Source organism: Microbacterium mangrovi (assembly GCF_000802305.1).
Classification (GTDB): domain Bacteria; phylum Actinomycetota; class Actinomycetes; order Actinomycetales; family Microbacteriaceae; genus Microbacterium; species Microbacterium mangrovi.
In genome coordinates, this window is record NZ_JTDK01000017.1 from 24,297 (window position 1) to 38,416 (window position 14,120).

Consider the following 14,120-nt stretch of genomic DNA (forward strand, 5'->3'; position numbering starts at 1 on the left):
CGCTATCGGGATGCCGGGGCGCCTGTCGTCCCCGATGTGCGGCGGATCAGCGCGCCGGCGGGCGGAGCATGTCGATTCCTGCGCCGGCGAACTGGCGCAGCGTGGCATCCGGAAGGAACGCCCGCGTGAGCGCGCCGGCCACCCGGGTCAGGTCGCCCTCGTCGCGGTACAGCAGGTGCATCGCCTGGAACCGCGGGTGGAACTTGCCCTTGAACCGGTGCAGCGACCGGAAGCCGTAGACGGGCTCGAGGGCCTCGGCGAGCCACTCCGACAGTTCGGCGATCATGCCCGCCCGCGGCGGGTAGTCGTGGGCGAGCGGTGCGCCGGAGAGCGACATGAACCGGGCCCCCTCCTCGCGGAACGTCATGGCCGACTGCGCGATCAGGTACTCCATCACCGGGCCGAACCCGCCCTCGCGCCGACGCATGAGGTCGAGGGTCCAGCCGTCGATCCGGCCGCCCGGACCGTACACGGGCATCCACGAGAGGAAGCCGTCGACATCGCCCTCGGGCGACACGGCGAGGGCGATCCGGACATCCGGGTCCTCCGCCTCGGACAGGGTGCCCAGGGTGAACCCCATCTCGGGGAGGCCGCGGTCCGAGACCCACATCTCGCTGATCGCCTGCAGCTGCGCCTGCACGCCCCATGGTTCGTCCTTGAGATGGGTGAGCCGGAAGCTCACGCCCTCGCGGGCGGCCTTGTTGAGGGAGGTTCGCACCGAGTTCCAGCGCTTGCCGGTGAAGCTGAGATCGGGAAGATCCACGATCGTGTCGTCGGCGACCACGAGCGATCGCCACGTGGCCGGCACCGCCGCCTTCGTGTCGTCCGACGCGGAGAAGAAGCACGGGATGAGCCCGGCGTGCTCGGCGTCGTCGATGAACTCCCGCACCGACTGCGCGCGCCCGGCCGGCGGGCCCAGCGGATCGCCCAGTGCGAGGGCGACGCCAGCGCGCTGCTGGTAGGCGACGATCCCGGTCGTCGTGCGCATGAACGTCTTGTCTTCCCAGGTGGCCACCCACGACAGATCGCCGCCGCCCGCTTGGCGCACGAGACGCTTGGCCTCGACGGCATCCGGCGCGGGCTGCGACCCGAGCCGGGCCCGGCGCCCGATCTTGGACCGGAACGCACGTCGCACCCAGATCAGGTAGATGCCCATGGCGAGCCACATCACCGCGGTCGCGAAGGTCAGCGACGGGTTGCCGTTGATGATGTCGTCCGCCTCGGCCGGCCCGACGGCGACGATCACGACCACGAGCAGGATGCCCGTGACCACGTTCACCCCGGCGAGGATCAGCGTGGTCCACCACGCCCACCGGCGACCGCGGCGAAGCGCCGTGGCGACGATGACGATGAGCAGGATGTCGGTGGCGATGTCCCACCATGACCCGCTGGCCGGGTCGCTGTCGCCGAACGGCCCGTTGGTCGGGGCAAGCAGCACGATGAGCTCGACGACACCCAGGGTCACCACCGCCACCCAGGTGATCAGGCGCTGCTCGCGCACGGTGGTGTGCTGGATGCGCAGCGTCCGGTCGGCGAAGAGCACGAGGAAGACCGCGAGGGTGTTCTGAACATCGAGCAGGCGGCCCCAGAACAGCAGGGTCACCAGCAGCGTGGCGAGCAGCACGAGCCAGCCGCGCACGCGCCACGGCGCGGGCAGGAGTCCGGTCGCGGCGGCGATGCAGGCGAACGTGCCGGCCGTCGGGCCGACACCGGTGTTCTCGGCGACGACCACCGCCCACAGCGACGGCGTGTACGTGAGCAGCCACAGCAGCAGCGCGGCGCCGAAGACCGCGAACAGCTGGCCGATCCAGAAGTAGAGCATCGCGACCCGCCAGCCGCGTCGCAGCTCCAGGTACGCCATGCCCGCGAACGACAGGATCGTCACCGAGTACAGTGCCGGGTGCGAGACGAAGAACGTGCCGGTGACAGGCGTCCACCAGCGGCCCGCCTGGAACGCCGGAAGGCCGTAGGCGACCGAATCCCACAGCGGGTTGTAGAGGAACGGACGCCACAGCGCCCCGGTGATCGCCCCGATCAGGAGGAGCACCCCGATCGAGATCAGGGTGACGCGAGTACGCGAAATCACCCTCAGCACTCGGCCCTGAGCCGAGGTGCGCGGGCGGGAGTCGACCGACACGGCATCCGTCACGCACCAACGTTAGCCGCGTCCCGCCGAAGGCCCGGTGTGAGACCGCCCCACAGGTGTGGAGAGTGTGCGGGGTCAGCGGGTGGCCGGCTCGGGTGCCAAGTTCTGGGGTGTGAAGCCAGGGAAGTTGGCATCTGAGGCGAAGGGTGGGTATTGCCCTTCGACAGGCTCAGGGCGCAGCCGGGTATTGCCCTTCGACAGGTTCAGGGCGCGCGCGGGGATTGCCCTTCGACAGGTTCAGGGCGCAGGCGGGTGGGCGCTGAGCCTGTCGAAGCGCGCGTGGGGCGGGCGCAGGTCAGCGGCGGCCGAGGCGGTCGTAGTTCGCGAGGGCCTCGGCATCCTCGGCGTGGCGGATCGCGCGGCGGGCGGCATCCAGCGCCGTCATCGCGTCCGTGCCGCGCTGGGCGTCGCCGAGGGCGCGCTGGGCGAGGGCGAGTCGGGCCCGGGCATCCGCTCCCGCCGTCGCGGCGACCCCCTCGGCGCGGGAGACGGCCGCGGCCGCCGTGGCGAGGGTGCCGGGCAGGGCGGTCTGCGCCCCGCGGAGGCGCTGCTGCGCACTGCGGGCATCGCCCGTCGCAAGGTCGAGGCCGTCGCGAATGCGCGCGATGCGGTCGACGGCGTGCATCGGCCGGCGCGCGGAATCCGGCTCGACGGCGTCGAGCTCGGCCGAGGCGCGGGCGATGGCGGTCCCGAGGCGCACCGCAGCATCCGGCTCGAGCTGCTCGCGCAGCGCAGCCGCCTGGCGCACGGCGGAGCGGGCATCGGCGAACTGGGCGGCGACGGAATCGGATGCCGCGGTGAGGCGCTCCGCGCTCTGGTCGAGCCGCCGGGCGGCATCCTGCGCGTCACGCAGTGCACGTTCGGCCGCGGCCAGGTCGGGCAGGGCATTGCGCGTCGGATCGGCGGCACCCCGCTCGGCCGTGTCGAGACGCGCGGATGCCTCGGCGAGAGCCGCCTGCGTGCGTGCTGCGGCGGCTTCGGCATCCGCGCATTCGGACGGATCGAAACGCCCCCGCAGCGACGCGACGAGCGCGCCCGGGTCGCCCAGCTGCCGCTGAACGGCGGTGAGGCGGGCGCGCACCGCGGCCACCTCGTCGCCCGCGGAGCGGTGCTCCGCCGTCCACCGGGCGTACTGCGCGCGGGCGGCGTCGAGTTCGGCGAGGGCCTTCGTCACGCGGGCCAAGACGTCCTTGGCGCGCCGTTCGCGTTCGACAGGCACGAGGGCGGGATCGTCCAGCTCGGCGAACGAGCCGAACGCCTGGTCGCGCACGTGCTGCGCGCTCATCTTGGCGTGCCGCAGCACGGGCGGGGCGTCGCCGCCGTACATCGACCCGGCCAGGGTCACGTCGATGTCGAAGTCGCCCAGCTCGTCGTCGAGGCGCACCAGGGCGGCGCCGGCATCCGTGCGGGCCCGGTCGGCGGATGCCCGTGCCCGCGGCGACCGGCGCGACGCCCGGACCGCCCAGCCGATGAGCATCGCGAGCACCGCGGTGCCGCCGAAGACCACGACCGCGGGGATCACCCAGCCGAGCACGGTGTCCATGCGGTCTCGTCAGTCGTCGCCGACCAGGAGCAGCGCGCGCAGCTGGTCGGCGGAGTCGACGGATGCCGCGGCGCCGTCGGCCTCGTGCGGCCAGCCGAAGCCCCAGCGGTTGAAAATGACGGGCACGTCGAGTTCGGCGCCGCCCTCGACGTCGTGGTGCCGGTCGCCGATCAGCACCGGGCGCGAGACGTCGACGCCCAGCGCCTGCAGCCGGCGCAGGGAGTCGGCGAGCACCTCGGCCTTGAGGCCGCGATCGCGCGCCTCGGACGTGGCGCCGACGATGCGATCCAGGTATCCGTCGAGACCGAAGTGCTGCATGAGCCGCAGCACCTGGTCCTCCGGCTTGGAGCTGGCGGTCGCCTGCGGGATGCCGGCCGCATGGATGTCGCGCAGCAGGTCGGCCATGCCGGGATACACCCGGGCGCCGGTCTCGTAGCCGTCCGCGCGCGCCACCTGCCGGTAGTAGGTGACCGCCGCTTCGGCCTGGACGGCATCCATCCCCGCCATCACCTGGAACGACTCCAGCATGGGCGGGCCGATCCAGTGCGCCAGCTCGGCCTCCCGCACCGGCGGATGACCGAAGTGCTCGAGCGTGGTCTTCAGGCGACGGAGGATGCCCTCGGAGGCGTCGATCAGGGTGCCGTCGACGTCCCACAGGATGCACGTCCACGGCGATCGGATCGAGCGCGCGGCGACGGGGTCCCGGTGCGGGGCGGGGGAAGCGACATCCATCTTTCGACCCTAGGCCACGCGGCTGAGGGTCCGGCCCGTCGGCTGAGGGTCCGGCCTAGACTGCGGAAATGGAGCACTACTTGGACGCCCCATCCGGTACGTACCTGCTCGTACTGCGCAAGGGCGAGGAACTCATCGAACAGCTCGCGGGCTTCGCGGCCGCGGAGCGAATGCAGGGCGCGTGGGTGGACATCGTCGGCGGGGCATCCGCCGTGACGCTCGGCTACTACGACCCGTCGGCCCGGGAGTATCAGTGGCAGGAGTTCACGGAGCCGCTGGAGATCGTCGGGGCGCGCGGCGACCTGGCGATCATCGACGGGCGGCCCGCGTGGCACATCCACGGCACGTTCTCACGCGCCGACTACTCGGTGCTCGGCGGTCACGTGAAGGCGTGCACGATCGGCCTGACCGGCGAAGTGCTGCTGACGCCGCGTCAGCGCCCACTCACCCGCGTCTACGACGAGGAGACCGGCCTGAAGCTGCTCGCACAGCCCTGACCCGCGGCATCCCGCGCGGGTCAGAAGAGGCGGGGGGCGCCGGACTCGATGCCCTTCATCTCGTCGTAGTCGAGGGTGACGCAGCGGATGCCGCGGTCGGCGGCGAGCACCTTGGCCTGCGGCTTGATCTCCTGTGCGGCGAAGACGCCGGTCACGGGCGCCAGGTGCGGGTCGCGGCCGAGCAGCTCGAGATAGCGGGTGAGCTGCTCGACGCCGTCGATGTCGCCGCGGCGCTTCACCTCGACCGCGACAGTGCCGCCGGCGGGGTCCCGCAGCAGCAGGTCGACCGGGCCGATCGCCGTCGGGAACTCGCGGCGCACCAGGGTGAGCGTGTCGCCGATGAGGCCGGTCTGCTCGGCCAGGAGGCGCTGCAGGTCGGCCTCCACCCCGTCCTTCTGCAGACCCGGGTCGATGCCGAGCTCGTGCGCGGAGTCGTGCAGCACGTCGTACAGCCGCACCAGCAGCGTGTCGCCCGACTTCTGGTGGGTGACCCGCCACAGCTCCTGCACGCCGGCCGCGGCCTGGTCGGCATCCGGCTCTTCGACCTCGAGCGTGCACGGCGGGCTCATCCAGTTGAGCGGCTTGTACGAGCCGCCGTCGGAGTGCACCAGCAGGCTGCCGTCGCCCTTGTGCACCAGCAGGCGGGTGGCCTCGGGCAGATGGGCGTTGAGTCGTCCGGCGTAGTCGACCGAGCAGCGGGCGATGACGAGTCGCATCAGGCGTCCTTCGCGGTGTCGTAGGTGGGGGCGAGGGGTTTCGCGGCGCCGGAGGCGAATCCGGATGCCACGATCAGCGCCACGATGATGTAGAGCGTGTTGAGCAGGCCGATGTGCTCGCTGACGTAGCCGAGCAGCGGCGGACCGGCGAGGAACGCGACGTAGCCCATCGTCGCGGCGGCGGCCACGCGCCCGGCGGCCTTCGCCGGGTCGTCGGCGGCGGCCGACATGCCCAGCGGGAAGCCGAGCGAGGCGCCGATGCCCCAGAGCGCCGCACCGACGAACAGCAGCGGGACCGTCGGGCCGAGGATGAACAGCAGCAGACCCGCGACGGCCGTCGCCGACAGCACGCGGAGCACGAACACGCGGCCGAAGCGGTCCACGAGCGGCCCGCCGAACACGCGCACGACGGTCATCGACACCGAGAACACGGTGAGCCCCGCGGCACCCAGGGCGGCGTTGTCGACGCCGTGCCCCTCGACGATGCCGAGCGCCAGCCAGTCGTTGGCCGACCCCTCCGCGAACGCCATGCCGAGCATGATCACGCCGATCGCGTAGGTGCGCGGCTCGCGCCAGGCGGACAGCGCGACGTGCAGGCGCTCGCGGAACGGCGCCTTCGGGGCATCCGGCTCGACCTCCTCGCCCTCGGTCACGGGGATGTTCGCGATCGCGACGAAGCACAGCACGAGCACCCCGATCGCGACGATCAGCAGGTGATCGAACGGGGTGAGTCCGAGGGTGATCGCGACGATGCCGAGACCCGCGCCGATCACGGTGCCGAAGCTGAAGAACGCATGGAACAGCGGCAGGATCGTCCGGCCCATCTGCTGCTCGATCGCGGTCGCCTCGACGTTCATCATCACGTCGGTCGATCCGCCGCCGAAGCCCCAGAACGCCAGGCCGAGCCCGACCAGCCACGGCTGGTGCACGATGTCGGTGCCGATGCCGATGAGCGCAAGGCCGGCGCAGAACACGGTCAGCGTGCCGAGCATCCCGCGGCGGGTGCCGAACCGCGCCATGATCACCGAGCTGGTCGAGATGCCCAGGATCGACGCGATGCCGCCCAGCAGGAGCAGCAGGCCGAGGCCCTCGCGATTGATGTCCAGGGCGTCCTTGATGGCGGGCACGCGCGCCGCCCACGACGCCACGCCCAAGCCGGAGAGGAGGAAGATCGCGAAGATCGCGGTGCGCCAGCGGACGAGTTGCGAATGGGTGACCGTGACGTTCATACGGGTTCCAGGCTATCGGGCCCTCTCGTGCACGAGTGGAGGGATGCTGGATGCATGACCGACAGGAAGACGCCCCCGGCCTTCGCCCTCCGGCTCGCCGAACCCGCCGCGCACGCGCTCAGCGGACGCAAGGTCATGCCGCTGTGGGCGACGATCCATCACACCGGCCGCAGATCCGGACGTCCGTTCCACACGCCGATCGCCGTCATCCCGACGCGCGAGCTGGGCCTGGTCATGATCGGGCTGCCCTGGGGACGCGACACCAACTGGGCGCGCAACGTCGTGGCCGCCGGCGGTGCCTCGCTCACCTGGAAGGGGCGCGAGGTCTGGGTGAACGACCCGCGCATCGTGGATGCCGCCGAGGCCGCCCCGCTGGCGAAGACGCCGTTCTCCGCCATCGTGCGCCGGATGCCGGGCGCACTGCTGCTCCGCGAGGAGTGAGCCTCGCCTCGGCCGGTGCCGCCTCAGCCGTTGCTGTGCAGGATCTCGCAGTCGGATCCCGGTGACAGCAACCCCTCGTGCCCGTCGTCGTAGCGGATGACGAGGTATTCGTCCGTGCCCATCGTGCGGATCTCGATGACCTCGCCCAGGTGATCCGCCATCCCGACGGCGCGGCCGTGCACGCGGATGCGGTCTCCCACTGTCGCTCGCATCTCGGCCTCCCTCCCTCTTCTCACGGTAGACCGATCCGGGGACGGGCGACAGGGGCCCGCGACCGGGGTGGGCGCGTTTCGTCTCGCTTCGCTCGCTCAACGACCGGGGGGGGGGAGGCGATCCGGTCGTTGAGCGAGGACGCGCGCAGCCCGACCGAGACGAAACGTCGCCCCGGAGGCTCACAGGCGGCTCTCAGTTAGACTGGAGGCCCGCCCACTCGCCAGTCCCGAGGAGGTTCCGTGCTGATCCTCCTCGCCGTGTTCGCGCTGACGCCGCTGCTCATGCCGTGGCTCGTGCACCTCATCGGCGAGCGGGCTTTCTTCGCGGCATCCCTCGTGCCCGCGGTCGCGTTCGTGCATACCGCGATGCAGGCGCCGGCCGTGCTGTCCGGTCGTATTCCGTTCGAGTCATACGACTGGATCCCCGCGCTCGGGGTGCGGATCTCGATGCGCATGGACGAGCTGTCGTGGGTGATGGCGCTCATCGTGACCGGCGTCGGCACCCTCGTGATCCTGTACTGCCGGTGGTACTTCGCCGGCAAACACCAGGGCCTCGGCCAGTTCTGCGCCGTGCTGCTCGCCTTCGCGGGCGCCATGTACGGGCTCGTCCTGACCGACGACATGGTGGTGCTGGTCATGCTGTGGGAGGTCACCAGCATCCTGTCGTACCTGCTGATCGGGTACGCGCACACGCGCGGCGCCAGCCGGCGTGCCGCCCTGCAGGCCCTGCTGGTGACGACCGTCGGCGGCCTCGTCATGTTCGTCGGCGTCGTGCTGCTCGTGGTCGTGACCGGGTCCACGAGCCTGTCCGGGCTGCTCGTCGCGCATCCCACCGGGCCCGTGGTGGATGCCGCCCTCGTGCTGGTGCTCGTCGGCGCGCTCAGCAAGTCGGCGATCTTCCCGTTCCACTTCTGGCTGCCGGGCGCCATGGCCGCGCCGACGCCGGTGTCGGCGTACCTGCACGCGGCGGCCATGGTCAAGGCGGGCATCTATCTGATCGCCCGACTCGCGCCGGTGTTCGCGCTCGCCGCTCCGTGGCGCCCGATCGTGATCGCCCTGGGTGTCTTCACCATGCTGCTGGGCGGATTCCAGGCGCTGCGCGAGACCGACCTCAAGCGCATCCTGGCCTTCGGCACCGTCAGTCAGCTGGGCCTGCTCACCGTGGTCCTCGGCTACGGCACGCGCAACGCCGCCCTGGCCGGACTCGCCCTGCTGCTCGGGCACGCGCTGTTCAAGTCGGCGCTGTTCCTCGTCGTCGGCATCATCGACCGGCAGCTGTCCAGCCGCGACATCCGGGAGCTGAGCGGCGTCGGCCGGCAGGCGCCGACGCTTGCCGTGTTCTCGATCATCGCGGTGTGCTCGATGGTGGGCATCATCCCGACCATCGGTTTCGTGGCGAAGGAAGGCGCGCTGACGGCCCTTCTCGAGGAGGCGGTGCACGGCGAGTTCTGGGCGATCGTCGCCGTCGCGGGCATCGCGCTCGGCTCCGTGCTGACCGCGGCGTACGGCATCCGGTTCGTGTGGGGCGCGTTCTGGCGCAAGCGCGACAAGCACGGCGACTATATTCCCGAAACGGAATGGCCGGATCCGCCGCTCGGATTCCTGGCGCCGCCGATCGTCCTCTCGGGCCTCACGATCGTCGCCGGCCTGTGCGCCCCGCTCCTCGACCACGCGTTCTCCGGCTACGCCGACACCGCACCGGCATCCAGCCCCGGCGTCCCGCCGCCGCCTGACGCGCACCTCGCGCTCTGGCACGGGCCGGTGCCCGCGCTGTGGATCTCGCTGGCCACGATCGTGCTCGGCATCGGCGTCTTCGTGCTCGCCCGGCGCATCCGGCTGGACCAGCGCGGCCGGCTGCTGCCGTTCGCCGCGACCGAGGTCTACAACCTCGGCCTGCGACTCGTCGCGCGTCTCGCCGTCGCCGTCACGAGCGTCACCCAGAGCGGATCGCTGCCGGTGTACGTCGGCATCATCTTCGTCGTGTTCGTCGTCGCGCAGGGCACCGCACTGATCATGGGCGGCAGCCTCGGCGCCCAGCTGGATGCCTGGCAGTCGCCGATGCAGGTCGCCATCGCCCCGTTGATGATCGTCGCCGCCCTGGTCGCGGTGAGGGCGCGCAAGCGGTACACCGGCGTCGTGCTCGTGTCGGTCACCGGCCTCGGCATGGTGGTGCTGTTCGCGGTGTCCGGCGCCCCCGACCTCGCCCTCACGCAGGCGCTCGTCGAGACCGTGACGATGATCACCTTCGCGCTGGTGCTGCGCCGCATCCCGTCGCGGATGGGCGAGCACAACGCGTCGGTGCGGCCGGTGCTGCGCGGCATCATCGGCGGCGCGGTCGGCCTCGTCATGGCCGCCGTCGCGGTCGTCGTGTCGGGCGCGCGCACCGCGATCCCCGACTCGGCGAGCTTCCCCGACCTCGCCTACGAGCTCGGCCACGGCCGCAACGTGGTCAACGTCACCCTCGTGGACCTGCGCGGCTGGGACACCATGGGGGAGCTGTCCGTGCTGATCCTCGCCGCCACCGGCGTGGCATCCCTCGTCTTCGTCACCGACCGCACCGACACGCTGTCGCGGTTCGTCAACCCGCGCGTGACCTCGCGGCGGGTACTGGTCGAGACCGCCGACGGCATCCGTCCGGCCGACACCGCCGCCGACAACACGCGGCGCGCATGGCTGGTGGGCGGCAACAAGGTGCGCCCCGAGAACCGCTCGCTCATCCTCGAGGTGATCGTGCGGATCCTCTTCCACACCATGATCGTGATCTCGCTGTACCTGCTGTTCGCCGGCCACAACCTGCCCGGCGGCGGGTTCGCGGGCGGCCTCGTCGCAGGAATGGCCCTGGTCATGCGATACATCGCCGGAGGACGCTACGAGCTCGGAGCGGCTGCGCCGACGGATGCCGGCCGGCTCCTCGGCATCGGCATGACGCTCGCGGTGGGCTGCGCCCTCGTGCCGCTGCTGTTCGGCTTCCCGCCGCTGAAGTCCGGCGTCCTCGAGGCGGAGATCCCCGTGCTCGGGCACCTCGAGTTCGTCACCTCGACGATCTTCGACGTCGGCGTGTACCTCGTCGTCATCGGACTCGTGCTCGACGTGCTGCGCTCGCTCGGCGCCGAGGTCGACCGGCAGCGGTGGGATGCCGTGCCCGAGCCGCGCGTGCCGTCCGAGCGGTCGGAGCGCTTCGACGCCGTGAAGTCCGTCAAGAAGCGGGGCACCATGAGCCGCGAGGACATCCGGCGCGATTCGAGCCCGGACGGAGGTGCGGCATGACCCTCAGCGGCATCCTCATCATCGTCATGGCCGTGCTCTTCGCGGCCGGCGTCTACGCGATGCTCGAGCGCAGCCTCACCCGCGTGCTGATCGGGTTCCTGCTGCTCGGCAACGCGGCCAACCTGCTGCTGCTGATCGTCATGGGAGCCCCCGGTCAGGCCGCGTTCTACGGAGCTCGGGGGGTCATCTCCGACCCGCTTCCGCAGGCGCTCACCCTCACCGCGATCGTCATCACGTTCGCCGTCTCGGCGTTCCTCCTGGCCCTCATCTACCGCTCGTGGCAGCTCGGCCAGCAGGACACCGTGGAGGACGACACCGAGGACGTCGCCGTGCGCGCCCGCGGCGAAGCCGTGGAGGACGCCCTGGACGACGAGGTCGAGATGGAGGATGCCGACGACAAGGACCGCACCGACTTCGTCGGCACGCCCACCTCTCCCATCACCGTGCTGCACCACCGCGACCTGCCCGGCATCCACGACGACGCGCCCACCGACGACCGGGATCACCCGGACCACGGAGGTGACGCGTGAACGCCCTCGTGCCCCTCGTCGTCACCTTGCCGCTGCTCGGCGCGGCCATCACCCTCATCGCGAGCCGTCGACGTCGCGTGCAGGTGGTCGTCTCGATCGCCACGCTCACCGTGGTGCTCGCCATCTCGCTGGTGATGCTCGTCACGGTGGATGCCGGAACCCCCCTCGCCGTCTCGGTGGGCGGCTGGCCGGTGCCGTTCGGCATCGTGCTCTACGTCGACCGGCTGTCGGCCCTGCTGCTGGTCGTCTCGTCGGTCGTGCTCCTGGCGGTTCTGCTCTTCTCGGTCGGGCAGGGCGCCGCGGACGGCGACGACGAGACGCCGGTGTCGATCTTCCACCCGAGCTACCTGATCCTCGCCACCGGGATCTTCGACGCGTTCGTCGCGGGGGACCTCTTCAACCTGTACGTCGGGTTCGAGATCCTGCTGGTCGCCTCGTACGTGCTCATCACGCTCGGCAGCACCGAGTCCCGCATCCGCACCGGCGTCGTCTACATCGTCGTGTCGCTGGTGTCGTCGGTGCTGTTCCTCGCCGCCATCGCGATGATCTACGCCGCCGTCGGCACGGTGAACATGGTGCAGATCTCCGAGCGCATGGCCGAGCTGCCGCAGTCCACGCAGCTGACCCTGCACCTCATGCTGCTGCTGGCGTTCTCGATCAAGGCGGCGGTCTTCCCGCTGTCGTTCTGGCTGCCCGACTCGTACCCGACCGCGCCCGCACCGGTCACCGCGGTGTTCGCGGGCCTGCTCACGAAGGTCGGCGTGTACGCCCTGATCCGCACCGAGACGATGCTCTTCCGCGAGGACAGCGTGAACGTGCTCCTCATGTGGGTGTCGCTGGCGACGATGATCGTCGGGGTGCTCGGCGCCCTCGCGCAGGCGGAGCTCAAGCGCATCCTGTCGTTCACGCTGGTCAGCCACATCGGCTACATGGTGTTCGGCCTCGCGATCGCGACCCCGGCATCCATCGGCGCCACGATCTACTACATGATCCACCACATCGTGGTGCAGACGACCCTGTTCCTCTCCGTCGGACTCATCGAGCGGCGGGCCGGATCCACCTCGATCCTGCGGGTCAAGGGGCTCATGCGGGCGGCACCCGTGCTGGCCGTGCTGTACTTCATCCCCGCCGTCAACCTCGGCGGCCTGCCGCCCTTCTCCGGGTTCATCGGCAAGTTCGCGCTGTTCGACGCCGCGGCGAACCAGGGCGGCGGGCTCAACATGCTGCTCATCGTCGGCGGCATCGTGACCTCGCTGCTGACGCTCTACGCCCTCATGCGCGCGTGGAACCTGGCGTTCTGGCGCGAGAAGGACGAAGCGCCCGAGACCGAGACGCTGGAGCGGATCGAGTATCTCGGTGCGGCACCCGAGGCCGGCGTCATGACCGAGCGCCGGGTGATCCCGCGCATCATGACCGCGGCCACCACCGGCATGGTGTGCGTCACGGTCGCCCTGACGGTGTTCGCCGGGCCGATCTACGAGGTGTGCGCGCGGGCCGGGGCATCCCTCATGGAGCCCGTCCACCTGTCGCAGATCAGCGGGGAGCTGGGGCGATGACCGACCTGCGGGCCCGGGCGAGCCGGATCTGGCGACAGCTGCCGTTCTTCGTGTGGCTGGTCGCGCTGTGGATGCTGCTGTGGGGCCAGTTCACGGTGCTCGCGTTCGTCACCGGCCTCATCGTGGTGGTGCTCGTCACGACGGTGTTCCGGCTGCCGCCGGTGGAGCTGTCCGGGCGCATCAACGTGTGGTGGGGCGTCGTGTTCGTGCTCGACTTCCTCTGGGGACTCGTGCGCGGCTCGCTCACCGTCGCCTGGCAGGTGCTCGACGTCCGCCGCCAGCCGGGCGCCGCGATCGTGGCGGTGCCGCTGCGCACCGACGACGACCTCATCATGACGCACACCGCGGTGGTGGCATCCCTCATTCCCGGATCCCTCGTGATCGAGGCCGACCGGGCCAGGCGCGTGCTGTACCTGCACGTGATCGGGGTGCGCTCGGATCGCGACGTCGAGAAGCAGCGCGCCGACGTGCTGCACTGGGAGGAGCGCATCGTGCGGGCCGTGGGCTCGCCCGGCCAGGTGGTGCAGGTGCACTCCGGAATCGCCGCGAAGGATGCCGGGGGGGCCCGATGACCGTGCTGCTGTGGATCGTCTACACCCTGTTCGGGATCGCGGCGGTGCTCACCGTGGTGCGCATCGTCCTGGGGCCGTCGATCCTCGACCGGGCGGTGGCGTCGGACGTGCTGCTCACCGAGGTGATGTGCGTGCTCGGGGCCGACATGGTGATCAACCACCACACCGACACGCTTCCCGTGCTGCTGATCATCGCCGCCGTGGGCGTGTTCGGCTCGGTCGCGATCGCCCGGTTCGTGGCGCGGCGCGACGTCGAGGCGCCGGACGATCCGGGCGGGGCATCCGGACCCGCGAGATCCACCCGCGACGGGGAGGCGTCATGACCGACTGGCTCGACCTCATCGCGATCGTGCTCGTGCTGTGCGGGGCGATCCTGTGCCTGACCGCGGCGCTGGGCATCATGCGGTTCAAGGACGTCCCGACGCGTCTGCACGCGGCCACCAAGCCGCAGGTGCTCGGGTTCCTGCTGATCTGCCTGGCGATCGCGCTCGCGCTGCACACCTGGGCGGTCGTGGCGTTCCTGGTGCCGGTGGTGCTGATCCAGCTCGCCACCGCGCCGCTGGCCGCGCATATGGTCGGACGGCAGGCGTACCGCAACGGCACGCTGCGCAGCGACGAGCTGTACACCGACGAACTGGCCCGGGACCGCGAGTCGGAGGGCTGAGTCGGGGTGGTGTCC

The 14,120-nt window shown here is 70.9% G+C and carries 14 protein-coding genes; 8 read left to right on the plus strand and 6 right to left on the minus strand.

The window, feature by feature from the left end:
• Positions 1-46 precede the first annotated feature (46 nt).
• The 3 genes from LK09_RS16750 to LK09_RS16760 all read right to left on the minus strand — a co-directional run bounded on the left by LK09_RS16750 (position 47) and on the right by LK09_RS16760 (position 4,421).
• Positions 47-2,149 (minus strand): bifunctional lysylphosphatidylglycerol flippase/synthetase MprF, encoded by a 2,103-nt coding sequence (locus tag LK09_RS16750; protein ID WP_231563119.1) that lies wholly within the window; start codon positions 2,147-2,149, stop codon positions 47-49.
• A 292-nt stretch (positions 2,150-2,441) separates the two neighbouring features.
• Complete coding sequence (locus LK09_RS16755) at positions 2,442-3,689, minus strand: coiled-coil domain-containing protein (RefSeq protein ID WP_039402153.1); 1,248 nt, start codon at positions 3,687-3,689, stop codon at positions 2,442-2,444.
• A 9-nt stretch (positions 3,690-3,698) separates the two neighbouring features.
• The gene (locus LK09_RS16760) at positions 3,699-4,421 is read right to left on the minus strand and encodes an HAD hydrolase-like protein (protein ID WP_052226925.1); all 723 of its coding nucleotides are present in this window, start codon (positions 4,419-4,421) and stop codon (positions 3,699-3,701) included.
• A gap of 68 nt (positions 4,422-4,489) precedes the next feature.
• Here LK09_RS16760 and LK09_RS16765 point away from each other — a divergent pair, with 68 nt between their 5' ends.
• Positions 4,490-4,918 carry a PPC domain-containing DNA-binding protein gene (locus LK09_RS16765; RefSeq protein ID WP_039402155.1) on the plus strand — a complete coding sequence of 143 codons (429 nt, stop codon included), beginning with the start codon at positions 4,490-4,492 and terminating at the stop codon, positions 4,916-4,918.
• Between the two features lie 20 nt (positions 4,919-4,938).
• Here LK09_RS16765 and nucS read toward each other — a convergent pair whose 3' ends face one another.
• Positions 4,939-5,634, minus strand: a complete 696-nt coding sequence (gene nucS / locus LK09_RS16770; RefSeq protein WP_039402157.1) for an endonuclease NucS — start codon at positions 5,632-5,634, stop codon at positions 4,939-4,941.
• Positions 5,634-6,863: an MFS transporter gene (locus tag LK09_RS16775; protein ID WP_039402160.1), complete on the minus strand. Its 1,230-nt coding sequence runs from the start codon at positions 6,861-6,863 to the stop codon at positions 5,634-5,636. Before LK09_RS16775 ends, nucS begins: the two co-directional genes overlap by 1 nt.
• Before the next feature lie 54 nt (positions 6,864-6,917).
• Between LK09_RS16775 and LK09_RS16780 the strand changes: the two genes are divergently transcribed.
• Positions 6,918-7,304: a nitroreductase family deazaflavin-dependent oxidoreductase gene (locus tag LK09_RS16780; RefSeq protein ID WP_039402163.1), complete on the plus strand. Its 387-nt coding sequence runs from the start codon at positions 6,918-6,920 to the stop codon at positions 7,302-7,304.
• A gap of 23 nt (positions 7,305-7,327) precedes the next feature.
• Here the strand turns inward: LK09_RS16780 and LK09_RS16785 are convergent, their stop codons facing one another.
• The gene (locus LK09_RS16785; RefSeq protein WP_039402166.1) at positions 7,328-7,516 is read right to left on the minus strand and encodes a DUF1918 domain-containing protein; all 189 of its coding nucleotides are present in this window, start codon (positions 7,514-7,516) and stop codon (positions 7,328-7,330) included.
• A gap of 240 nt (positions 7,517-7,756) precedes the next feature.
• Here LK09_RS16785 and LK09_RS16790 point away from each other — a divergent pair, with 240 nt between their 5' ends.
• From LK09_RS16790 to mnhG, 6 genes are read left to right on the plus strand one after another with little or no spacing between them, the layout of a single operon-like run.
• Positions 7,757-10,783, plus strand: a complete 3,027-nt coding sequence (locus LK09_RS16790; protein WP_082008343.1) for a Na+/H+ antiporter subunit A — start codon at positions 7,757-7,759, stop codon at positions 10,781-10,783.
• Positions 10,780-11,313 carry a Na(+)/H(+) antiporter subunit C gene (locus LK09_RS16795; RefSeq protein ID WP_039402169.1) on the plus strand — a complete coding sequence of 178 codons (534 nt, stop codon included), beginning with the start codon at positions 10,780-10,782 and terminating at the stop codon, positions 11,311-11,313. Before LK09_RS16790 ends, LK09_RS16795 begins: the two co-directional genes overlap by 4 nt.
• Positions 11,310-12,869, plus strand: a complete 1,560-nt coding sequence (locus tag LK09_RS16800) for a Na+/H+ antiporter subunit D (RefSeq protein WP_039402172.1) — start codon at positions 11,310-11,312, stop codon at positions 12,867-12,869. The genes LK09_RS16795 and LK09_RS16800 overlap by 4 nt, the downstream gene beginning before the upstream one ends.
• Positions 12,866-13,441, plus strand: a complete 576-nt coding sequence (locus LK09_RS16805; protein ID WP_039402175.1) for a Na+/H+ antiporter subunit E — start codon at positions 12,866-12,868, stop codon at positions 13,439-13,441. The genes LK09_RS16800 and LK09_RS16805 overlap by 4 nt, the downstream gene beginning before the upstream one ends.
• Positions 13,438-13,764: a monovalent cation/H+ antiporter complex subunit F gene (locus tag LK09_RS16810; protein WP_052226926.1), complete on the plus strand. Its 327-nt coding sequence runs from the start codon at positions 13,438-13,440 to the stop codon at positions 13,762-13,764. Before LK09_RS16805 ends, LK09_RS16810 begins: the two co-directional genes overlap by 4 nt.
• Entirely contained in the window at positions 13,761-14,105 is a 345-nt protein-coding gene (gene mnhG, locus LK09_RS16815) for a monovalent cation/H(+) antiporter subunit G (protein ID WP_039402177.1), read from the plus strand. The genes LK09_RS16810 and mnhG overlap by 4 nt, the downstream gene beginning before the upstream one ends.
• The last annotated feature ends 15 nt before the right edge of the window (positions 14,106-14,120 follow it).